The sequence below is a fragment of the Taibaiella soli genome, from assembly GCF_003236175.1.
Taxonomy (GTDB): domain Bacteria; phylum Bacteroidota; class Bacteroidia; order Chitinophagales; family Chitinophagaceae; genus QKTW01.
This window is the reverse complement of the sequence record NZ_QKTW01000011.1, coordinates 1-21,390: the sequence shown is the minus strand read 5'-3', so window position 1 is coordinate 21,390 and position 21,390 is coordinate 1. Positions and strand designations below refer to the sequence as shown.

Below are 21,390 nucleotides of genomic sequence, written 5' to 3'. Positions count from 1 at the left end.
ATGTAAATGTGAAATCTGAGTTATTCAAATTTAGTAAAGATTGACCGTAAAAAATCACATTACGAAAAGCTTTTAACTGTGGTTTAACAGCCTCATTGAAAGCCTCTATTTACACATAAGAAATGCCTCACAAATGATAAAACTGCGTTAAATGATAAACGCATGGACACCGCTTTTTTATTATTTTTGTTGCGCATTTTCCAAAGTGCAGACATTTCAATTATGAAAGAAGTATATATAGTTTCCGCTGTTCGCACACCAATCGGTAGCTGGGGCGGATCATTGAAAGATTTTTCTGCGACCCAACTGGGTGCTATCGCTATCAAAGGCGCATTGAACAGAATCAACCTCGACGGTAAGGAAGTAAATGAAGTATTGATGGGTTGTGTAATGCAGGCAAACCTAGGCCAGGCTCCTGCGCGTCAGGCTGCGAAATTTGCAGGTCTTCCCGACGCCGTGATCGCTACAACCGTGAACAAAGTTTGTTCTAGCGGTCTGAAAGCAATCATGCAGGGTGCTCAGGCTATCATGCTTGGCGATGCTGACGTAGTAGTTGCCGGTGGTATGGAAAGCATGAGCAACGTTCCTTTCTATAACGCGAATCTCCGTTGGGGTAGCAAATACGGCAACGTAACACTGGTAGATGGTCTGGCGAAAGATGGCCTGACTGATGTATACCACAACTATGCAATGGGTAACGCTGCTGAACTGTGTGCTACAGAATGCCACATCAGCCGTGAAGATCAGGACAATTTCGCGATTGAAAGCTACAAACGTAGCCAGGCTTCTGTAAACGAAGGCCGTTTCGCAAACGAAATCGTTCCGGTAGAAATTCCACAGAAAAAAGGCGAACCAGTTGTTTTCGCTAAAGACGAAGAACCATTTAACGTAAAATTTGATAAGATTCCTGCGTTGAAATCTGCGTTCACAAAAGATGGTTCAGTAACGGCTGCTAACGCTTCTACAATGAACGACGGTGCTGCAGCAGTTGTACTGATGAGCAAAGAAAAAGCAGAAGCGCTGGGTCTGAAACCGATCGCTAAGATCAAAGGTTATGCAGATGCAGAACAAGCTCCTGAATGGTTTACTACTTCTCCTTCTCTGGCAGTTCCGAAAGCAGTAGCTAAGGCTGGTCTGAAAATGGAAGATATCAGCTACTTCGAACTGAACGAAGCATTCAGCGTTGTAGGTGTTGTAAACAGTCAGAAAATGAACCTGAAAGCTGATCAGGTAAACGTAAACGGCGGTGCAGTTGCGCTGGGTCACCCACTCGGTGCTAGCGGTGCGCGTATCCTTGTTACGCTGATCAACGTTCTGGAACAGAAAGGTGCCAAATACGGTGCTGCTGGTATCTGTAACGGTGGTGGCGGCGCAAGCGCAATGGTTATCGAGAAAATCTAATTTTCAGATAAATATTTTCCTTTTCGAAAGGTTCGCATCATTCCGATGCGAGCCTTTATTTTTGTGTCCATGAATCGCTATAAAATCATCTTGTTTCTTTTGTTGTTTTCATTTGTAGCGAAAGCGCAGAAACCTGATGGAGATCTCCTGATTAAAAATCTTCCGGATACGGTTTTATCTGGTAACCGTACATTGCTTGTTCCAGGATCATTTGACGGCATGGCTGCGCTGCGCAAATTATTTCCGGGTAAATATTACAATCTGGAAGCAAGCGGTTATAAGGATAAGCTCATCAGCTGGGAATGCAAATCTTGTAAGCCTAAAAAATACGAAGATGTAAATGGAGTGGAGGATAATCCGGTCTTTCCATTTGAAGGTGGCGTAGCAACGCGCATGATTACGGTGATTGATCTTTCTGATGCAAATGGCAAGCAATATAAAATGCTTGCGTTTAATCATTCGGTGTATGATCCCGATGGTATGCAGACTGGGCGGTTTAGCGGCGGACTTTTAGGACTGGCAAAATTTACCAAAACAGATAGCGGCTGGCTGTTGCGTTCTTTTGATCCTGCAGTTGCGGCGTATGGCGCGTTTGCAAGTTGTCCCACACCCCAAGTGATTAAAATCGGGGATGATCAGTTTGCGTTTTATCTGCGCCATTTAAATGGCGGTGCCGGCGGTCCTTACGACGAAAGTTTTTTTGTAATTGCCGGTGCAAATGGTAAATACAGTCAAGTACTTGCTACGTATGGTGAGGGACGGACAGACGGGATGGACGACCAGTCGAGCTGGAGCAGTGAGCTCTCCGTTCCTGAAAGCGATAAGAAATATTTCCGTGACATAGTGATCAAAACAAAAGGGAAGTATATAATGGCTGATGAAGGGGAAGTGAAAATTGATGAGATTCACGATAAAATGAAAGGTTTTAAATCTTGTGCCTTCAGCTATACCATCCGTTTTGTGTACTCCGCGTCTAAAGGCTATCAGGCCGGGCGGATGGAAGACCTGGTCATCACGAATAAAAAATAGTGAATTCCCCGAGGCTTATTATTTTCGCCTTCTTCAACTTTTTAAATGGTAAGAAATATACTTGCAGTACTGGCTGGTTTGGGCGTTGGGATTCTCGTTATAATGGGAATGGAAGGGTATGTGGATAAAATTTACCCTGCTCCCGCCAATCTGGATATACATGATGCAGAAGGTATGGCCAGGCATATTGCGCAAATGCCTTTTGCCGCTGTGGCCTTAATGGTATTCACCTACATGCTTTCTTCTTTTGTGGCTGGATATACAGCAAGCCGCATCAGTAAAAAAATCAGACAGAGCTTTGTGGTCGGTTGTTTCTTAATGGCTTCGGGTGTTGCCAATGTTGTATTGATACGGCATCCGATATGGATGGCTGCTTTATTTATTGTGCTTTATATTCCCTTTGCATTGCTTGGTGGAAAGCTGGCAATTGCAGCCAATAGGAGCTAGATATTCGATGTTCGCTACTTCATATTTACATTCGACATTTCCTTGATCGAAAATCCCGGCCGTATATAGGCCGGTTTTTTTTATTTACCATATGCGAATCTATGGCCCTTGCATATATGTCATGTCACAGCAATATTTTACAGGTTGACCAATTTTTAACGTTCTCGTTTTTCATAAGGATGTAATTTGCCCGTCCAACCTCTTATTATGGCCATTTACAAGCCTTTCAGGCAGGTTCAGAACATTAAACGAAAGGATTACAACACCGATCTCGTAGATTATGTGTGGCTGACCAATTATTTTACCCCGGAAGAAGTACAAAAAATACGTGCTATCTGGGATGATGCGAAAGCAATAGAATCGAAAGTGAATAAGTCGGGATCGGAAATAGATCGCGAAGATCTGCGGCGCTCAAGGATTATGTTTATTGATGGCCCAGAACATGAATGGATTTACAGTAAACTGGCAACGGCCTGTATTCAGATCAACACCAATCGCTTCAAATTTGATGTGACTGGCTTTCAAACCGCGTTACAACTGGCAAGTTACGGCCCGGATGATTTCTTTGAATGGCATATGGACTACGGTGCCGGTGATATTTCCAACCGCAAACTGAGTATCACTGTTCAGTTGTCGGACGAAAATGAATATGAAGGTGGTGACCTGCAATTTATGATCAACCATAATGCAGTAAGTGCACCGAAAACGCAAGGAACCGCCGTTATTTTTCCATCGTATGCACAGCATAGAGTTTTGCCTGTAACCAAGGGCAATCGTCTATCTATTGTAGGTTGGATCGGTGGGCCTCCTTATAGATAGTCAAAAGCATAAAGCTCAAAGCCTGCTCGCGCTGTTTTAAAATAATATTTTATGAAAAAAGCCGTCTTTACAGTAATGTGTAAGGACGGCTTTTTATTTATCAGAAACGTTTTTTGTTCTCAGTAAAACATGGTAAGGTGTTTAAGCTTTAGGCTTTGAGCTTTAAGCGTTGCGCTTAGCAAGAAATGCTTCAAACTCGGAAAGGCTGAAACTGCTCAGGTTTCTTGTAGCTGTTAATCCGCCTTTTTGCGCAGCCATAGCTCCGTAATACACATCGCGGAAGCCGTTCACAGTGTGCGCATCCGGATCGATGGATAACAATGCGCCACGTTCCATTGCGTAGTCGATCCAGCGCCAGTCAAGATCCAGACGGCGCGGATGCGCATTGATTTCCATCACTACATTATTTGCGACACAAGCGTCAATCAGCTTTTTATGATCAACCGGATAACCTTCGCGTGAAAGCAATAGTCGTCCTGTCGGGTGACCAAGAATCGTGGTGTATGGATTTTCGATCGCTTTGATGAGCCGCTCCATTGCTTTTTCTTCCGTCATTTTCAAAATGCTGTGGACAGAAGCAATTACGAGATCGAAAGTGGCTAAAACATCGTTGCTGTAATCGAGGCTGCCGTCGTATAGAATATCGGCTTCAATGCTTTTGAAAATTTTAAACGGTTTTATTTTTTCATTCAGTGCATCGATTTCTGCATGTTGCGCGGCAATACGGTCTGGTGTCAATCCATTCGCATAAAATGCAGCTTGAGAGTGATCGCTGAGCACTAAATATTCAAATCCGGCTTTCATGGCTGTTTTCGCCATTTCCTCAATGCTGTTCATCCCATCGCTCCAGGTAGAGTGGGAGTGAATGATGCCTTTTATGTCGCCGGCGGTGATCAGCTCGGGAATAGCGTTGCTGGCGGCTTTTTCAATAATTCGTTCGGTTTCGCGAAGAGGCGCCGGAATGAATTGCAGGTTATGCGCTGAAAATATTGCTTCTTCACTTGCTGCATTTGGAGGTAAAGGATATTTCGCGATAAAACTTTCAATAAATGCCGGGCTGCCTGTGGTAAGAAACAGGTCGTTGAAATAAATTTCTTCGCTGGTAAAATGAAACCGCAGTTTAGGCTGGCCTTGAATGCTTACAATCAAACATTTCTGTGCGTTTTCAAAACTGGCTTCATTTACCGAGGAGAAAAATTCACGGATGATATTTTCATTGCTGCTGGTCAGAAAATCGATGTTGCTGATAACTGGCATCTGACGACGGAAATCACCGGTAAGTGAAAATTGATATTCCGGAAATTTCTGTATCAGTTGTTGTAAGATGCCCTTGGCGATTTCTTCGATTTCCGCCCAAAGATGGAATCCTTCATTGGCGCGGATAAATGCGATTGTTTTCAGGATGTTTTCCTGTGTTTTTGCGCCGAACCCTTTTAGAGTCACGAGGCGGTTTTCGTTACAGGCATATTCCAGCTCGCCGATGCTCTCCACACTGAGTTCTTTCCAGATCACGGAAATTTTTTTCGGCCCCAGACCTTTTATGTCAAGCATGGAGACTATACCTGCGGGTGTAGATTCGAGGTATTGTTGTAGTAAAGACATTTTGCCATCGTTCAGTAATTCGCGGATTTTCTTTCCGATCGTTTCGCCGATTCCTTTCTGCGCAAAAATGCCCGCATCATCAAGGGTTACCAGTTCTACCGGTAATTTCTCAATATTGAATGCTGCAACACTGTATGATTTTGTTTTAAAGCTATTTTCTCCGTGGATGTCCATCAGTTTAGACAAAAGAGAAAAATGATCTGCTATATCGTAGTTGGTCATTGATAAAATTGTAAATGGTCAATGGTGAATGGTCAATAGTTGTGAGACGTCAAACGTCAATGGAGGCTTCGACTCCGCTCAGCCTGACAAGAAAATGTCATGGTCAATCGTGAATAGGTCAATATTCAGTGCGGTGAATAATTGTCTGCGGCAACACTTTTGTGGCTCGCGCAGGGTATTCACGATTGACTATTCACTATTCACCATTCACGAAACATCCACCGTCTGTGCTCTTTCCTTTACCCAGTCCAGGACTTTGGCGAGCTGTTCTTCGCGGGTGAGTGTGCTGTTGTCAAGCAGTACAGCGTCTTCGGCCCGGCGCAGCGGACTTTCTTCACGATTGCTATCGATATAATCGCGCATTTCAAGATTATGGCGCACCTCGTCTAGTGTGATATGTGGATTCGTAACGTATAGTTCCTGGAAGCGGCGTTTTACGCGCACTTCAGGATCTGCGGTCATAAATATTTTGAGTTCTGCATCCGGAAAAACGACGGTGCCTATGTCACGGCCATCCATTACGATGCCTTTTTTCTTGCCCATTCTTTTCTGTTGCGCTACCGCAAAAGAGCGTACCTCGCGAATAGCTGCCACTTCGCTCACTTTTTCCGCTACAGTCATTTCGCGGATCAAATGCGCTACATCTTCATCATTAAGGTAGATGTCGGACTGCTGGGATTTTTCATTGAAAACAAAGGAAAGATGAATATTGCTCAAAGCATCCAGAATCTGACTGTGGTCCTGAAGCGATACATTGTTGCGAATAAAATAAAGTGTAATGGCACGATACATGGCCCCACTGTCTATAAAAGCATAACCGAGCTTCGCGGCCAGTTGTTTGGCCAGCGTACTTTTTCCACAGGAAGAAAACCCGTCAATAGCGATAATAATCTTGTTCGTTGCCATGCGGCAAATTTCGGGAAAAAAGCCAAATGGTTGTAGGGCTAAAGCGTTAAAAAGTTAAATGGTCGGTGCTGCAATTAATGTGGAGAATGTGATGAATGTGGGGAATGTGACTTAATGTGTTTGTTTCTCGCGTCATTGCGAGGCACGAAGCAAGCCGCACGTAATGTTGGGCTTTCGCGCATTGCTGGGGAGACGCTTAGCTATTTCTGTTTGCTAATGATAATGCCTTTCCCTTGTGGCTTTTTAAGCGGTTCGCCGTTATTCAGAATACGTGCAGTCTCAATAAGCGCAAGTAATTCATTGAATTTGCGCTCCGGTGAATAGCTCTGGTAAAGCATCGCGCGCTCGTGAGCAAGTGCTTCTAAAGGTATCTCAGTATTGTATAAGTGCAATTTTCCCATTACAGCAAATCTAATCAACATAAAAAGAAACGGGCGCGCTTAAAGCGCACCCGTTCTCGGTTATAAGTTTTGAGTTTTAAGTAACAGCGTGAGCACACTCACAACTGACAACTCACCACTCACATGTCCTTATTTGCTCATCTCCGCAAAATATTTGTGGAAATAAGGGATCGTTTCGATGCCTTTGTAATAGTTCGCAACATCGTATTTCTCGTTTGGAGAGTGGATGTTGTCATTATCCAGACCGAAGCCCATTAGCACAGTTTTGAGGCCGAGTGTTTTTTCGAACAGCGCGATAATTGGAATGCTTCCACCGCCGCGTGTAGGAATCGGATCTTTACCGAAGCTTTCTTTGATCGCTTTTGCAGCAGCTTGATACGCGACAGAATCGGTTGGGGTTACAACTGGTTCGCCGCCGTGATGTGCTGTTACTTTCACCTGCACATAGTCTGGTGCGATGCTTTCAAAATGTTTCTGGAACATAGCAGAAATCTCTTCTGAGCTCTGGTGCGGTACCAGACGCATAGAGATTTTAGCGTTTGCCTTAGATGGAAGCACCGTTTTAGCACCTTCACCGATATAGCCGCCCCAGATGCCGTTTACGTCCAGCGTTGGACGAGTACCAGTGCGTTCCAACGTCGTATAGCCTTTTTCGCCCCACTCAGATTTTACGCCCAGATCTTCGTTGTATTCTTTCTGGTTGAATGGAGCTGCATTCAGTGCCGTGCGGTCAGCATCGCTCAGGTTGTCTACTTTATCGTAGAAGCCCGGAATTGTAATGTGGTTGTTTTCATCGTGCAGCGAAGCGATCATTTTGCAGAGAATATTGATCGGGTTGGCTACAGCGCCACCGTACACGCCACTGTGCAGGTCACGGTTTGGACCAGTTACTTCTACTTCCATATAGGCCAGACCGCGCAGACCTGTTTCCAGGGAAGGATGTTCCATGCTGATCATAGAAGTGTCGGAAACCAGCACGATGTCTGCTTTCAGTTTTTCTACGTTCGAAGCGAGAAATTTACCGAGGTTAGAAGAACCAACTTCCTCTTCACCTTCAATCATAAATTTCACGTTGCAAGCCAGTGTGTTGGTTTTCACCATTACTTCCAGCGCTTTTACGTGCATAAACATCTGGCCTTTGTCGTCGCAGGCACCACGGGCAAAGATTTTACCATCTTTAATTACAGGTTCAAACGGACCGCTATGCCACAGTTCCAGCGGATCTGCCGGTTGTACGTCGTAGTGACCATAAACCAGTACTGTTGGCAGAGAAGCATCAATTATTTTTTCACCATACACGATCGGATGACCTTCGGTAGGGCAGATTTCAGCTTTGTCACAACCTGCTTTTAGCAGATTTTCTTTTACAGCCTCGGCGCAGCGGGCTACATCATTTTTGTATTTGCTATCGGCACTTACAGACGGAATACGCAACAAATCGAGCAATTCGTCCAGAAAGCGTTGTTTGTTTTGAGACAGATAGTCGTTCCAAACCTGCATAATCAGTAGATTTTAATTTTGAGAGCTCAAATGTAATTCAATGCCGGGAATCCGTACAATGGGAATTAACGGGTTATTTTTCTGACGGAAGACTGATAATGAGCAAAAAATGTTGTAAAACGACAGGATTTTTTCTTAATTTCATATTCTCTTACCTTTTTGATAACTTTGCAGGCTTTTAAAATATTCTTCTACATATGAAGTTGTCGCAATTCAAATTCGACCTCCCATTAAATCTAATAGCTCAACACCCCGCAAAGACTCGTGAAGAAAGCCGGTTGATGGTTGTGCATCGCGACACCGGAAAAATTGAACATAAAGTATTTAAAGATATCCTCACTTACTTCGATGATAAAGATGTAATGGTGGTAAACAACACCAAAGTGTTTCCTGCCCGTCTTTATGGCCGTAAAGAAAAAACCGGTGCTAAAATCGAGGTTTTTCTGCTTCGTGAACTGAACAAGCCAAACCGTCTCTGGGACGTAATCGTTGATCCCGCAAGAAAGATCCGCGTAGGTAACAAACTGTACTTTGGCGATAACGACGAACTGGTAGCAGAAGTAATTGATAATACTACTTCCCGCGGCCGTACTATCCGTTTCCTGTTTGATGGTGACGAAGCAGCATTTAAAGCTGTATTGGAAAGCCTGGGTGAAACACCACTTCCTAAATACATCAAACGTAAACCGGAAGAAGAAGATAAAGAACGTTACCAGACTGTTTACGCAAAATATGAAGGTGCGGTTGCCGCTCCTACAGCAGGTTTGCACTTCAGCCGCGAGCTGATCAAACGCCTGGAAATCGTAGGTGTGAAATTTGCAGAAGTTACTTTGCACACTGGTCTCGGTACTTTCCGTCCAATCGAAGTAGAAGATCTGTCTAAACATAAAATGGACGCAGAATATTTCCACGTAGATGAATATGCTGCTCAGATTGTAAACAAAGCGAAGAAAGAACAACGTAAGATCTGTTCTATCGGCACTACGACAATGCGTGCACTGGAAAGTTCAGTAACTGCGCAAGGTTTGCTGAAACCAGAAGAAGGCTGGACAAACTTATTTATCCATCCGCCGTATGATTTCAACATCGCTAATTCTCTGGTTACAAACTTTCATCTGCCTAAAACAAGCTTGCTGATTATGGTTTGCGCGTTTGCAGGTTATGATCTGACCATGGAAGCATATCAGACTGCGATCAAAGAAAAATACCGTTTCTTTAGCTACGGTGATGCAATGATCGTGATCTAAAAGATATTAAAAAACGAACAGATAACAAGACAGCGCGGGTAATTTACCCGCGCTGTTGTATTTTTGGAGATTATACTATGCAACAGTCAATTAAATCCATCATACAGGCATCTATAGATACCAAGCAGGAAATTCTGAAAAATGAAGCATTGTTGTCTACCATTGAACAAGTTACAGCGGTAGTTATTAAGGCGTTTCGCGATGGCGGAAAGGTGCTTTTCTGCGGTAACGGCGGCAGTGCAGCAGATGCACAACACCTGGCGGCAGAATTCAGCGGCCGTTTTTATACGGATCGTAATCCGCTTTTTTCTGAAGCGCTGCACTGCAATACTTCTTATATGACGGCCGTTGCAAACGATTATAGCTTCGATGTCGTATATAGCAGAATGGTGAAAGCTATGGGAAGAAAGGGCGATGTATTGATTGGTTTGAGTACGTCGGGCAATTCTGCCAATATCGTGAAAGCGATGGAGCAGGCTGCTTCGCTGGGCATGGTGACTGTTGGCTTTACGGGGAGCACCGGCGGTAAAATGAAAACATTGTGTGATTACCTGATCAATGTGCCGAGCAGTGATACGCCGCGTATTCAGGAAAGTCACATCACAATCGGGCATATCGTCTGTCAACTGACGGAAGAGGCTCTTTTTTAATTGAACTACAAGTAATTATTATAATGTCGTTACTGGATATACAGCCACGAATCAATAAAGAATGGACGCTGTTCCTGGACAGGGACGGTGTGATAAATGTGGAAACCCCGGGCACTTATGTGACTACCTGGGAAGAATTTGTGTTTTGTGACGGCGTGCTGGAAGCACTTCGTTCGCTGAATGAGTTGTTTGGAAATATCGTAATTGTGACCAACCAGCGTGGAGTAGGGCGTGGTATTATGAGTCTGGATACACTGATTGATATTCATCACAAAATGATGGATGATATCAACATTGCCGGCGGTCGCGTGAATAAGATATACGCTTGTACGGCTGTGTCGGATGAGGATCATAACCGTAAGCCGAACCCGGGAATGGCGATGCAGGCGAGAGAAGATTTTTCCGAGATAGATTTCAGGCGTAGTGTAATGGTAGGTAATAGTATGTCTGATATGGAGTTTGGCAAGCATTTGTCGATGCATACTGTGTTCCTGACGTCCAAACATGACCCATATCCGCTGCCGCATGATCTGATTGATGAGCAGTTTGATTCCTTGCTGATGTGGACAAAATCATTGCATACGCCAGAGGTTGTTGGCTAAATAATCATTTAAGTCTCTGTTTACTAATAAATTAAAAGGAATAGTGCGGAAGTGGTCTCTAAAAGACAGTGTATTGGTAACCAGACCGGCGTAAAATATTTTTTTGTTTTTTACTTTTTACTTCTGATTTTTTCAATACCTTTGCAGTCCTTTTAAATATGGCTAAACAGTCTTTAATCAAACAAGACGGAGTAATTGTAGAAGCTTTGTCGAATGCTATGTTTCGCGTGCGCCTGGAAAATGGTCACGAAATTTTAGCAACTATTTCCGGAAAAATGCGCATGCACTACATCCGTATTCTGCCGGGCGATAAAGTAGGCGTAGAGATGAGTCCGTATGATTTGAGCCGTGGTCGTATCATATACAGGTATAAGTAAACAATTATAAATAACCAGACATGAAGGTTAGAGCATCTATCAAGAAGCGTAGCGCTGATTGCAAGATTGTACGTCGCAAAGGAAAGCTGTACATCATCAACAAAAAGAATCCTCGTTTTAAACAACGTCAGGGGTAAGATTTTTTTATTTTAACTTAAATATTCAATATTAATGGCTCGTATAGCTGGTATTGATCTTCCGAAAAACAAACGTGGTGAGATAGCCCTCACGTACATCTTTGGTATTGGCAACGCAACTGCACGATACATCCTTACAAAAGCTGGTATCGATTTCGATAAAAAAGCTGCTGAATGGAACGATGACGAACAGGCTGCTATCCGTAACATCATCACAAATGAGTTTAAGGTAGAAGGTCAATTGCGTTCTGAAGTGCAAATGAACATTAAGCGCCTTATGGATATCGCTTGTTACCGTGGTCTTCGTCACCGTAAAGGATTGCCTTTGCGTGGTCAACGTACCAAAACCAACAGCCGTACCCGTAAAGGTAAGCGTAAGACAGTTGCAGGTAAGAAAAAAGCACCTAAGAAATAATCTTAGTGCCGCTGCCGGATCCGCGTGGGTGTTGCGGGGAGGAGTGGTACGAAGCTGGAAACTTTCAGCTTAATTATATTGTTTGATTACCTTATTTAACAAAAAATGGCAAAAGCACAATCATCTGCTAAGACCGTCGCTAAAAAGCGTATTGTAAAGGTTGATCCACACGGTGATGCACACATCAGCGCAACGTTCAACAACATTATCATATCTCTTACCAACAAGTCTGGTCAAGTTATCTCTTGGTCTTCTGCTGGTAAAATGGGTTTCCGTGGTTCTAAAAAGAACACTCCTTATGCAGCACAAATGGCTGCTCAGGATTGTGGTAAAGTAGCACTGGACGCAGGCCTGAAAAAAGTAGACGTTTTCGTTAAAGGTCCTGGTTCTGGTCGTGAAGGCGCTATCCGCGCACTGAACAACATCGGTATCGAAGTTACTTCTATCAAAGATGTTACTCCTATGCCACACAACGGTTGCCGTCCTCCGAAAAAACGCCGCGTTTAATTTTTAACGCTCGATATATTTTATACTCAGTCTGTTGCATGACAGGCTGAGTATATTTTAAGTAGTAGTTTCATTTTTTATAACAATACTGTTCCGGATCAGCTTTTACGATTTTTAAACGAGACGGAGCAGAAAACAAAAAAATCGCGTCATGGCACGTTATACTGGACCGAAAAACAGAATTTGTAGAAAATTCGGTGAACCGATCTTAGGATCTGGCAAAAACCTGGGTAAAAATAGCAATCCTCCAGGTCAGCATGGTAACTCTAAAAAGCGTAAAACCGCTTCTGAGTACGCTATTCAGCTGAAAGAAAAACAAAAAGCGAAGTACACTTACATGGTGTTGGAAAAACAATTCCGTAACACTTACGTAGAAGCTTCCCGCCTGAAAGGTGCAACTGGTGAAAACCTGATCAAACTGCTGGAAAGCCGTCTGGACAACGCAGTTTACCGTATGGGTATTTCTCCTACACGCCCTGCTGCTCGTCAGCTGGTTTCTCACAAGCACGTAATGGTTAACGGTGAAGTGGTAAACGTACCTTCTTACCGTCTGAAACCAGGTGATGTGATCGAACTGAAACCTAAGAGCAAGGCAAACACTGCTGTTACAAGTCTGATTCGTCCGAAGAATCCAAAAATCAACTGGGTTGACTTCAACGATAAAGATCTGAAAGGTACATACATCGCTCACCCTGAGCGCGAGAACGTTCCTGAAAACATTAAGGAACAACTGATCGTAGAGTTGTACTCTAAATAATAAAACTTTCTAAAGCCCCTGCGACAAGCAGGGGCTTTACCTGTTTTTTGACATTACTATTTTATGTAAATTTGCACTCCGTTTGCTAGCGAGAATTTGAGGGTGGGCAAGAGAATCCCGAACCCCGAAGTGTGCGACGCAACGGATGCTGATAGGAAGACAATGGTCGACCTGATATTTATCAAACAAAAAAAAGAAAAATCAATCTCTCATTATGGCGATTTTAAATTTCCAAAAACCAGACAAAATTGTTCTCCAAAAAGCAACGGATTTCGAAGCACAATTTGAATTCCGTCCGTTAGAACCTGGTTACGGTGTTACCATCGGTAACGCATTGCGCCGTGTATTGTTGTCTTCTCTGGAAGGTTATGCAATCACTGCTATTAAAATTGCTGGTGCAGATCACGAATTTGCTACCATCAAAGGTGTTCTGGAAGATGTTACAGAAATCATCCTGAACCTGAAACAAGTACGTCTGAAGAAAATCGTTGACAGCGATGTTTCTACTGACAAAATTGAACTGACTATCAAAGGCCAGGATAACTTCACTGCAGCAATGATCGGCGAAGCAACTCCAAACTTTGAAGTTATGAATCCTGAACTGGTAATCTGCAACATGGACAGCACTACTACGTTCAACATTGAAATCCACATCGGCAAAGGCCGTGGATATGTGCCGTCTGAAGAAAATCGTCCAAAAGATGCTCCACTGGGCTTCATCGCGATCGACTCTATCTTTACGCCAATCAAAAACGTAAAATACACGATCGAAAATACCCGTGTAGAACAACGCACTGACTTCGAAAAACTGATCATGGATGTAGTTACCGATGGTACGATTCATCCTGAAGAAGCAGTTAAAGAAGCATCTCGCATTCTGATCCAGCACCTGATGATCATCACTGATGAAAACATCTCTCTGGATACTAAACGCGAAGAAAAAGAAGCAGTAGTCGATGAAGAAACACTGCAACTGCGTAAAGTATTGAATACTCCGCTGGAAGATCTGGAACTTTCTGTTCGTGCTTTCAACTGTCTGAAAGCTGCTAAGATCAACTCTCTGAGCGAACTGGTTCAATACACTCAGGAAGAACTGATGAAATTCCGCAACTTCGGTCAGAAATCTCTGTCTGAAATTGAACAAGTACTGCACGAACGCGGTCTGGGTTTCGGAATGGATATCGGTAAATTCGCTTCTCGCGAAGACTAATCATTGAATATTGATGATTGGAGATTTGTGATTGACGATTGGTCAGTCATTCTTTGAAAATCCTTTTATACATTTTTTATTAACCAGAGTACTTCACATTCCTTGACACGGTGTGGGGGAAAGCCGAAAGGCAAATTTTAAAATTAAATAGTCATGCGTCACGGAGACAAAATCAAAAACCTCGGTCGTACTGCATCGCACCGCGCTGCATTGTTGAGCAACCTGGCTTGCCAACTGATTGAACACAAACGTATCGTTACTACACTCGCTAAAGCGAAATCTCTGCGTGTGTATGCGGAACCATTGATCACTCGTGCTAAAGCAGACAGCATGCACAACCGTCGTGTTGTATTCAGCTACCTGCAAGACAAAGAAGCGATCAAAGAACTGTTTGGTGTAATCGGTGATAAAGTTGCTAACCGTCCTGGTGGTTACCTGCGTATCATCAAGCTGCCTAAACGTATGGGTGACGCTGCTGATATGGCAATGATTGAACTGGTAGACTTCAACGAAATCTACGGTAAAGAAGCTAAAGACGGTGCTGCGAAGAAAACTCGCCGTAGCCGTAACACAGCTAAAGCTGCTGCTCCAACAGCTGCTCCAGCTGTTGAAGAAACTCCTGCTACTGAAGCTCCTGCACAGGATGCTGCTACAGAAGAAAACGCTTAGTTTCGTTCAAACTGAATTTGAAAAGGCTTCCGAAAGGGAGCCTTTTTTTTGCTTCCCCTAATCCCGCGAGGGAGGGGATTTCCGAGCGAGTAGTGGATGGCTGATCCCTGATCCCTGATCTTTTGATGCGAGTAGTATCGAGCTGTTGCACGCAGCATCTGTACGCGCTTTGTGTTTTTTTGCTCGCTTAAGAATAGAAGTTGAAGAAATACTGAAGTTGTGTTTCGGTTTTAGCATAGGGATAGGTTGCTTGTAGGTCTATACTGGCTTTGTGTCTTTGCTTCTTATTCGGGTTTGACGGGAATAAACATCAGATGTTTGCGATCTAACTGTGATCAGCCAAGGGAATACGAGCAAGCTTTAGGCTTTAAGCTTTTTGTTTTCAACCCCTGAGAATCACGATTTAATTAATGATTACTTAACTTAATGGTAATCCAAGCATAATAGCTTTAGCGGCCGCTTCCGGCATGTCAACCGGTAATTTTGCAAAATAAATTAACGGGCATGCAGAAAGCTTTACACCTCATTTTTTTCCTCCTCTTCACCTCTATTTTTTCGTACGCAGGCAACATTTCCGGTGTCATTAAAGACGCTGGCACTAGTACACCACTTACCGGTGTAATGGTGACTTTGAAAAATTCAACAAAAGGCGCGGCGTCGGACGTAGACGGAAAGTTTATCATTGAAGATGTTCCGGATGGTAAGTATGAATTGACACTTTCTTATATCGGGTATAAAAAGACAATTACACAGATTACGGTAAAAGGCGCAACTACTTTCGATTTTACAATGGAAGCAGATAAAAGTCAGCTGAAAGAAGTAACTGTGAAAACGAATAAGATCACACACACAGAAAGTGCTGTGGTACTTGAAATGCGCAAAAGTGCCACAATTGTGAGTGGTATCTCCGCTGCACAGATCTCCAAAACAATGGACCGTAACGCTGCTGATGTGGTAAAACGTATTCCGGGTGTAACTATTCAGGAAGATCGTTTTATTACTGTTCGCGGTTTGTCTGACCGCTACAACTCTGTTTGGCTCAATGACGCGAGTGCGCCAAGTAGTGAAGCGGATAAAAAGTCGTTTTCTTTCGATATGATTCCGAGTGGGCTTATTGATCGTATCCTAGTGTTTAAAACACCTTCTCCGGATCTTCCCGGCGATTTTGCAGGCGGTATGGTGAAGATCTATACGACTTCAATGCCGGAAAAAAATCAGCTGACTGTTGGTCTTTCCAGCTCTTACCGTTCTGGTTCTACGGGTACTGATTTTAATTTCAACAAACCATCTCCGACAGACTGGATGGGCTTTGACAACGGTATGAGAAATATTCCATCCGCGGTTCCATCTTTTATCGATGCTGCTGACCCAAATAAAAATGCGATCACCAAATCATTCCCAAATGACTGGGGTTTCAATACGAAAGCCACTCCGATGGATTTTCGTGGTAGTCTGACTTTGCAAAATGTATTTAAACTGAAGAAAGTAAAAATCGGTAACACTTTTGGCGTGGCGTATTCAAATACTAATACAAACTACTCGGTAAGCCGCCAGGAATGGCAGGATACAGCTATTCAATACAATTATAAAGATCAGCGCTCTGAAAATAAAGTGAACGTAGGTTTGATGGATAACCTTGCGGTAGTATGGGGCAACAATAAAATTGAGTTTAAAAACCTGTACAGCCAGCTTGGGAAGTCTTACATCACAATGCGTACGAATCAGCCTTATCCGGGATTGTCTACGCAGGATGAACTTTCTTACGCAATGGGCTATGAAAGCCGTGCGTCTTACAACACACAACTTGGCGGTACGCACAAATCAAAAAACGATAACACTAAATATACCTGGACGCTCGGGTACAACGACATGTTTAAAAATATGCCCGACCTGCGCCGAATCCGCTACAATAAATCAGCGGGTGATCCGGATAGCATGTACGTAGCACAGGTTGCGGGTGTGGTGGATCCTGTAAACGGTGGTGGTAAATATTACGCCCGTCTTTCGGAACATACTTACAGCTTTAACCACATGATTACACAGAAAGTGAATATTGGCAATGCTTACAGCTTTGAGGTAAATGCCGGTAACTTCCTGGAATATAAACAGCGTGAATTTTCTCAGCGTCTGATGGGTTATACGCTTAATGTACTGCAGACGCCGCCAGATCAACGTTACTATCTGTTGCACCAGGATGTAGGTTCTATTTTCTCTGATCAGAATGTGGGTGATGTAGGTAAATTCCAGATGAGCGAAATCACAGCGCCATCTGATAAATACGAAGGTAAAAATACTTTGATTGCGAGCTTCGTTTCATTAAAGCTCCCGATTGGCGACAAGATCAATATCCTTGGTGGTGGCCGTTATGAATACAATAAGCAAGAGATCAACGGTTATGTAAACCTTGATACCATTCATCCGAGCATTGTAACTAAATATTTTCTGCCTTCGGCGAATGCTACTTATAACTTCAACACGAAGAGTCTGATCCGCGCTGCTTATGGTAAAACATTGAACCGTCCTGAGTTCCGTGAAGCTGCACCGATCTATTTCTATGATTTCGATCAGCGTGCCGGTATTTACGGTGCTTTGTTCCCGCACTCATTCGCTGAGAAAGGCGATACGCTGAAAGTGGCTCAGGTACAGAACTTCGACGTGCGTTGGGAATGGTATCCATCTGCTGGTGAAATGATCCATATCGGTGGCTTCTACAAATCATTCAAAGATCCGATTCAACAGATCGTGATTCCGGGTAGTGGTTCAGACAGTAAGGCTTATACTTTTGCAAACGGTAAATCAGCCTACATGTATGGTGTAGAAATCGATGTTCGTAAAAACCTTGGTTTCTTCGATGATAAGTTCGGTACTAATGTGTTTAAAAACTTTGTGTTTGTCGGTAACCTTTCTTTAAGCAAAAGTGAGTTGAGTCTCGATAGTCAGCGCATTAAGAAGATCATTCCGAAAACAACCATGCAGGGACAATCTCCGTATATCGTAAATACCGGTTTCTTCTACCAGAATGAGAAGGCAGCGTTGCAAGGTTCATTGTTGTACAATGTATTTGGTCCGCGTATGTCCTCTCTGGGTACTACAGATGATCCGAGCGAAGGTGAATTGCCGTTCCAGTCTCTGGATTTCTCGATTTCTAAAACTTTTGCACGCTATTATAATATCAGTTTTGGTGTCCAAAACCTGTTGGATCAATCGGTTCGTTATGTACAGGATATCAACAGAGATAATAAGTTTGACAAGAATAATGATCGTAATCTTTATAGCTATAAGCCGGGTCGTTACTTTACACTTGGCGTAAAAATCAAGATCTAGTCTTTCATCGGATAACCACTATACTATGTGTGCGCCACCGGAATTTTTCTGGTGGCGCTTTTTTTGTTGAAAGTCTTTACTGGTGGGCATTACAGAGATTGAATAATCATACGTTGATAACATTGGCGTAATGATCCCTTAACACTGCGCAGATAATTTCGCCTTCAAATTAATACAGAACGTATGAAAAAATTTTTCCTCCCTTTTTTGCTGAGCGCTGCATTCATTGGCCGCACTTCAGCTCAAACTGTAACTGTAGTTAACGTACAGGACAGCATTTCTACAAATACACACTGGACAAACGATCAGCAATACCTGTTGAAAGGTTATGTGTATGTTACTGCGGGAGCAACTTTGACTATTGATAGCGGTACAATCATTAAAGGTGATAAAAACACTAAAGGTAGCCTTATCGTAGAACGTGGTGCAAAACTGATTGCAGTAGGTACGCCTACAGCGCCAATCGTTTTCACTTCAAACCAGGCTCCTGGTAACCGTTCTTACGGTGACTGGGGTGGTGTAATCCTTTGCGGTAAAGCACCAAACAACTGGGCTAGCGGTACATCTCAGGTAGAAGGCGGTCCACGCTCTCTGTATGGTGGTACTGATGCTCATGATAACAGCGGTCAGCTGTCTTATGTACGTATCGAATTTCCAGGTATCGCATTCTCTCCAAACAATGAAATCAACGGTCTGACTTTGTGTTCTGTAGGTGATGGCACACAGCTTGATCACATTCAGGTTTCTTATTCTGGCGATGATAGCTACGAATGGTTTGGCGGTACTGTAAATGCTAAATATCTCGTTGCACTTGGTACATGGGATGATGATTTCGATACTGATAACGGTTATAAAGGTAAAAACCAGTTCGTAGCAAGTCTGCGTGCTAATGCAGCTGATCAGAGCGGTTCTAAAGCTTTTGAAAGCGATAGCTACCAGACTGGTACTGTTACAGGTTTGACTGATACTACAGGTCTTACTGCACCAGTTTTTTCTAACGCTACTATTCTCGGTCCAATCCAGAATCCGGCAAACTTTGCTTCAGTAGATCCTAACTTCGTAAGCGCCCTGCATATCCGTCGTGGTAGTGCACTGAGCCTTGTAAACAGTATTGTAGTAGGTTACCCTGCTGGTGTACTGATCGACGAATCAGCTGCAGCTTTCGGTTCTACAGTTGCTAATATCACTGCTGACAGAGTACAATTCCGTCACAACATCGTTGCTGGTATCCCAACTGCAAGCACTCCTTCTCGTAAAGAGTTTATGTATGTAGTGGATGGTGCACGTTCTTTGACACCAACAAACCTGAACGCTGATACAGTTACAAACAATCCGTTCAATCCATTTGCCGGTCCATTCTCATGGGGTCTGAATCCTGCTTTCGGTAACAAAATCTACACTTCTCAGTCTGGTGATGTTCGTCTGCAAGATCCGTTCAACATGACGAACCCGAACATGGTTCCAACAAGTACTTCTCCGATCGTTTACAACGCAGCGCACACGTTCAATCCGAACAATCCGCTGAATCCGGATACTACTGGCAACTATGCAAACTATAACATGCCAGGTTTCGCTCCTAACTTTAATGACAACAAATCAAGCGATGCGTTCTTCACTAAAGTAAACTATGTAGGTGCATTTGCTGGTACTGGTACTACAAACGACAACTGGATGTCAGGCTGGTGTAACTTCGATCCATTGCACACTGACTATTCTAAAGTAAATACCCCAACTGCTGTAGCTACACTGCCTACAAACGTACAGTCTGCTGTTGTATTCCCTAACCCTGCTGCTAACAATGCAACAGTAATGGTACAACTGAAAGATGCAGGTACCCTGCGCGTAGTAGTTGCTGATATCACCGGTAAACTGGTTAAAGAAGTTTTCGCTGGTGACAAAGTATCTGGTACTCAGAACATCGACATCAACCTGTCTGACATGAACACTGGTCTGTACATGGTTCTGATCCAGTCTAACGGTACTCAGAAAAACGCAAAACTGAGCGTTATCAAATAATGGAAGGTCAGGTTTCACCTTTACAGATATGAAAAACGGACCGGCTGCCAGAAGGCAGCCGGTTTTTTTTGCCTCATCTAACTCCTCCAAAGGAGGAGGATTTCCAGCACCCTTTGTCAATGAATTTGGGCGTGCCCCTTCGGGTCGGGCTATCCGCTGCAAGTCCTCACTCCACTTCGTTTCGTTGTGGGCTTTCCGCTGCTATCCCTCATGCAAAATGCAGGTATCTGATTAGTATAGCATTGTTCAGATTTTGTTAGTTATTGAGTGCATTGCATGATGCGAGCACTGCACAGTCTTATGAAAGTTGTACACTGGGTGCTGCAAGTAGTGCACCGCCTTCTGCAAAGAGTGCACTGGGTTCCGCAAGTAGTACAATGCGTTCTGCAAGGAATACATTTGGTGCTGCAAGTAGTGCGCCGCCTTCTGCAACCAGTATAATGCCTTCTGCAAGTAGTGCACTAGCTTACGCAAAGAGTACACTGAATAGTGCATTGAGTATACTGCATTGTGCAGTGAGTAAACCAGGTTTATGGAGTCTGCATGAAAACACCCTGCGCGAAATCAGGTTGCCACATCCTCGTTCCTCGTCTTCGCAATGACCCGCGCGAGGTGTTGTCCATCGCGAGTTTTAAAATATAATTACAATAACACGGTCCTTTAGATTTGCCTTGGCAATTCCCTAAAGACATTACTATTATTATTACTATTTCTTTTTTGCTTCTTTTTTCTTTAGAAATCCACAAATTTTGTGGATAAATAACTAACCTCAGCAGGGACGGATTACCTATACGGTCAAGGCTTAAATGCCTATGCAATGATAAAATTCCCTGCTGATTTTTCCCTTGGTGTCCATATAGCAATTAGGGTTTGTGACCCATTATTAAGGACTTGGACGATGGGGCAAAATGGTTAGTCAAACTTTAATAAAGAGAAACAAAATTATGAAAAAGGAAAAACAGTGTTACCTGGGTATTGATGTATCAAAATCATGGTTTGATCTTTCTATGATCAGTGTCATCGACAATGAAAAGCAAGCGATGCTGTCTGTTCGTTTTGACAATGATGAGCAAGGAATCAAACTGTTTAATAAATGGTTAAAAGACAATGAGGTTCCTTTCAATGAAAAGAGTCTGCTGGTCATAGAGAATA

General features: G+C 43.3%; 22 protein-coding genes. 18 read left to right on the top strand and 4 right to left on the bottom strand.

All coding sequences use genetic code 11. The annotated features are described in order from the left end of the window. The first annotated feature begins 222 nt into the window (after positions 1-222). The 4 genes from DN068_RS07210 to DN068_RS07195 all read left to right on the top strand — a co-directional run bounded on the left by DN068_RS07210 (position 223) and on the right by DN068_RS07195 (position 3,696). Positions 223-1,401 carry an acetyl-CoA C-acyltransferase gene (locus DN068_RS07210; protein WP_110998232.1) on the top strand — a complete coding sequence of 393 codons (1,179 nt, stop codon included), beginning with the start codon at positions 223-225 and terminating at the stop codon, positions 1,399-1,401. 69 nt (positions 1,402-1,470) lie between these two features. Then, entirely contained in the window at positions 1,471-2,430 is a 960-nt protein-coding gene (locus DN068_RS07205) for a hypothetical protein (protein WP_110998231.1), read from the top strand. A gap of 45 nt (positions 2,431-2,475) precedes the next feature. Further along, on the top strand, positions 2,476-2,877 hold the full coding sequence (locus DN068_RS07200; RefSeq protein WP_110998230.1) for a hypothetical protein: 402 nt from the start codon (positions 2,476-2,478) through the stop codon (positions 2,875-2,877). Between the two features lie 207 nt (positions 2,878-3,084). Next, a complete protein-coding gene (locus tag DN068_RS07195; protein WP_110998229.1) occupies positions 3,085-3,696 on the top strand; it encodes a 2OG-Fe(II) oxygenase in 612 nt (203 codons plus the stop codon). Positions 3,697-3,858: 162 nt separating this feature from the next. Here the strand turns inward: DN068_RS07195 and DN068_RS07190 are convergent, their stop codons facing one another. From DN068_RS07190 to DN068_RS07175, 4 genes are all read right to left on the bottom strand, one after another. Further along, the gene (locus DN068_RS07190) at positions 3,859-5,520 is read right to left on the bottom strand and encodes a DNA polymerase/3'-5' exonuclease PolX (protein WP_110998228.1); all 1,662 of its coding nucleotides are present in this window, start codon (positions 5,518-5,520) and stop codon (positions 3,859-3,861) included. A gap of 207 nt (positions 5,521-5,727) precedes the next feature. Continuing rightward, positions 5,728-6,426: a (d)CMP kinase gene (gene cmk, locus DN068_RS07185; protein WP_110998227.1), complete on the bottom strand. Its 699-nt coding sequence runs from the start codon at positions 6,424-6,426 to the stop codon at positions 5,728-5,730. 200 nt (positions 6,427-6,626) lie between these two features. Further along, the gene (locus DN068_RS07180; protein WP_110998226.1) at positions 6,627-6,827 is read right to left on the bottom strand and encodes a hypothetical protein; all 201 of its coding nucleotides are present in this window, start codon (positions 6,825-6,827) and stop codon (positions 6,627-6,629) included. Between the two features lie 129 nt (positions 6,828-6,956). Further along, on the bottom strand, positions 6,957-8,327 hold the full coding sequence (locus tag DN068_RS07175) for a dipeptidase (RefSeq protein WP_110998225.1): 1,371 nt from the start codon (positions 8,325-8,327) through the stop codon (positions 6,957-6,959). A 197-nt stretch (positions 8,328-8,524) separates the two neighbouring features. On the opposite strand from DN068_RS07175, the gene queA reads away from it, so the two are divergent. The 14 genes from queA to DN068_RS07105 all read left to right on the top strand — a co-directional run. Further along, positions 8,525-9,574: a tRNA preQ1(34) S-adenosylmethionine ribosyltransferase-isomerase QueA gene (gene queA / locus DN068_RS07170; RefSeq protein ID WP_110998224.1), complete on the top strand. Its 1,050-nt coding sequence runs from the start codon at positions 8,525-8,527 to the stop codon at positions 9,572-9,574. A 77-nt stretch (positions 9,575-9,651) separates the two neighbouring features. Beyond that, positions 9,652-10,224, top strand: a complete 573-nt coding sequence (locus tag DN068_RS07165) for a D-sedoheptulose-7-phosphate isomerase (RefSeq protein WP_110998223.1) — start codon at positions 9,652-9,654, stop codon at positions 10,222-10,224. A 23-nt stretch (positions 10,225-10,247) separates the two neighbouring features. Beyond that, on the top strand, positions 10,248-10,826 hold the full coding sequence (locus tag DN068_RS07160; RefSeq protein WP_110998222.1) for a D-glycero-alpha-D-manno-heptose-1,7-bisphosphate 7-phosphatase: 579 nt from the start codon (positions 10,248-10,250) through the stop codon (positions 10,824-10,826). A 158-nt stretch (positions 10,827-10,984) separates the two neighbouring features. Beyond that, positions 10,985-11,203, top strand: a complete 219-nt coding sequence (gene infA, locus DN068_RS07155) for a translation initiation factor IF-1 (RefSeq protein WP_110998221.1) — start codon at positions 10,985-10,987, stop codon at positions 11,201-11,203. Between the two features lie 20 nt (positions 11,204-11,223). Then, positions 11,224-11,340: a type B 50S ribosomal protein L36 gene (ykgO, locus tag DN068_RS07150; RefSeq protein ID WP_071836964.1), complete on the top strand. Its 117-nt coding sequence runs from the start codon at positions 11,224-11,226 to the stop codon at positions 11,338-11,340. Positions 11,341-11,374: 34 nt separating this feature from the next. Beyond that, positions 11,375-11,755, top strand: a complete 381-nt coding sequence (gene rpsM, locus DN068_RS07145; RefSeq protein WP_110998220.1) for a 30S ribosomal protein S13 — start codon at positions 11,375-11,377, stop codon at positions 11,753-11,755. Positions 11,756-11,860: 105 nt separating this feature from the next. Next, positions 11,861-12,262: a 30S ribosomal protein S11 gene (rpsK, locus tag DN068_RS07140; RefSeq protein WP_110998219.1), complete on the top strand. Its 402-nt coding sequence runs from the start codon at positions 11,861-11,863 to the stop codon at positions 12,260-12,262. Between the two features lie 151 nt (positions 12,263-12,413). After that, positions 12,414-13,019: a 30S ribosomal protein S4 gene (rpsD, locus tag DN068_RS07135; RefSeq protein WP_110998218.1), complete on the top strand. Its 606-nt coding sequence runs from the start codon at positions 12,414-12,416 to the stop codon at positions 13,017-13,019. 214 nt (positions 13,020-13,233) lie between these two features. Continuing rightward, positions 13,234-14,229 carry a DNA-directed RNA polymerase subunit alpha gene (locus DN068_RS07130; RefSeq protein ID WP_110998217.1) on the top strand — a complete coding sequence of 332 codons (996 nt, stop codon included), beginning with the start codon at positions 13,234-13,236 and terminating at the stop codon, positions 14,227-14,229. Positions 14,230-14,382: 153 nt separating this feature from the next. After that, a complete protein-coding gene (gene rplQ, locus DN068_RS07125; protein ID WP_110998216.1) occupies positions 14,383-14,898 on the top strand; it encodes a 50S ribosomal protein L17 in 516 nt (171 codons plus the stop codon). A gap of 504 nt (positions 14,899-15,402) precedes the next feature. Beyond that, positions 15,403-18,222, top strand: a complete 2,820-nt coding sequence (locus tag DN068_RS07120; protein WP_110998215.1) for a TonB-dependent receptor — start codon at positions 15,403-15,405, stop codon at positions 18,220-18,222. Positions 18,223-18,405: 183 nt separating this feature from the next. Next, a complete protein-coding gene (locus DN068_RS07115; RefSeq protein ID WP_110998214.1) occupies positions 18,406-20,238 on the top strand; it encodes a T9SS type A sorting domain-containing protein in 1,833 nt (610 codons plus the stop codon). A gap of 263 nt (positions 20,239-20,501) precedes the next feature. After that, on the top strand, positions 20,502-20,840 hold the full coding sequence (locus tag DN068_RS07110) for a hypothetical protein (RefSeq protein ID WP_110998213.1): 339 nt from the start codon (positions 20,502-20,504) through the stop codon (positions 20,838-20,840). A gap of 342 nt (positions 20,841-21,182) precedes the next feature. Continuing rightward, on the top strand, positions 21,183-21,390 hold a 208-nt coding region (locus tag DN068_RS07105; protein WP_133254086.1), incomplete at its 3' end, for a hypothetical protein.

Bases quoted from the DNA above. Each gene is read 5' to 3' on its own strand.
- DN068_RS07210 (WP_110998232.1), top strand. From the start codon at position 223: ATGAAAGAAGTATATATAGTTTCCGCTGTTCGCACACCAATCGGTAGC.
- DN068_RS07205 (WP_110998231.1), top strand. From the start codon at position 1,471: ATGAATCGCTATAAAATCATCTTGTTTCTTTTGTTGTTTTCATTTGTA.
- DN068_RS07200 (WP_110998230.1), top strand. From the start codon at position 2,476: ATGGTAAGAAATATACTTGCAGTACTGGCTGGTTTGGGCGTTGGGATT.
- DN068_RS07195 (WP_110998229.1), top strand. From the start codon at position 3,085: ATGGCCATTTACAAGCCTTTCAGGCAGGTTCAGAACATTAAACGAAAG.
- DN068_RS07190 (WP_110998228.1), bottom strand. From the start codon at position 5,520: ATGACCAACTACGATATAGCAGATCATTTTTCTCTTTTGTCTAAACTG.
- cmk (WP_110998227.1), bottom strand. From the start codon at position 6,426: ATGGCAACGAACAAGATTATTATCGCTATTGACGGGTTTTCTTCCTGT.
- DN068_RS07180 (WP_110998226.1), bottom strand. From the start codon at position 6,827: ATGGGAAAATTGCACTTATACAATACTGAGATACCTTTAGAAGCACTT.
- DN068_RS07175 (WP_110998225.1), bottom strand. From the start codon at position 8,327: ATGCAGGTTTGGAACGACTATCTGTCTCAAAACAAACAACGCTTTCTG.
- queA (WP_110998224.1), top strand. From the start codon at position 8,525: ATGAAGTTGTCGCAATTCAAATTCGACCTCCCATTAAATCTAATAGCT.
- DN068_RS07165 (WP_110998223.1), top strand. From the start codon at position 9,652: ATGCAACAGTCAATTAAATCCATCATACAGGCATCTATAGATACCAAG.
- DN068_RS07160 (WP_110998222.1), top strand. From the start codon at position 10,248: ATGTCGTTACTGGATATACAGCCACGAATCAATAAAGAATGGACGCTG.
- infA (WP_110998221.1), top strand. From the start codon at position 10,985: ATGGCTAAACAGTCTTTAATCAAACAAGACGGAGTAATTGTAGAAGCT.
- ykgO (WP_071836964.1), top strand. From the start codon at position 11,224: ATGAAGGTTAGAGCATCTATCAAGAAGCGTAGCGCTGATTGCAAGATT.
- rpsM (WP_110998220.1), top strand. From the start codon at position 11,375: ATGGCTCGTATAGCTGGTATTGATCTTCCGAAAAACAAACGTGGTGAG.
- rpsK (WP_110998219.1), top strand. From the start codon at position 11,861: ATGGCAAAAGCACAATCATCTGCTAAGACCGTCGCTAAAAAGCGTATT.
- rpsD (WP_110998218.1), top strand. From the start codon at position 12,414: ATGGCACGTTATACTGGACCGAAAAACAGAATTTGTAGAAAATTCGGT.
- DN068_RS07130 (WP_110998217.1), top strand. From the start codon at position 13,234: ATGGCGATTTTAAATTTCCAAAAACCAGACAAAATTGTTCTCCAAAAA.
- rplQ (WP_110998216.1), top strand. From the start codon at position 14,383: ATGCGTCACGGAGACAAAATCAAAAACCTCGGTCGTACTGCATCGCAC.
- DN068_RS07120 (WP_110998215.1), top strand. From the start codon at position 15,403: ATGCAGAAAGCTTTACACCTCATTTTTTTCCTCCTCTTCACCTCTATT.
- DN068_RS07115 (WP_110998214.1), top strand. From the start codon at position 18,406: ATGAAAAAATTTTTCCTCCCTTTTTTGCTGAGCGCTGCATTCATTGGC.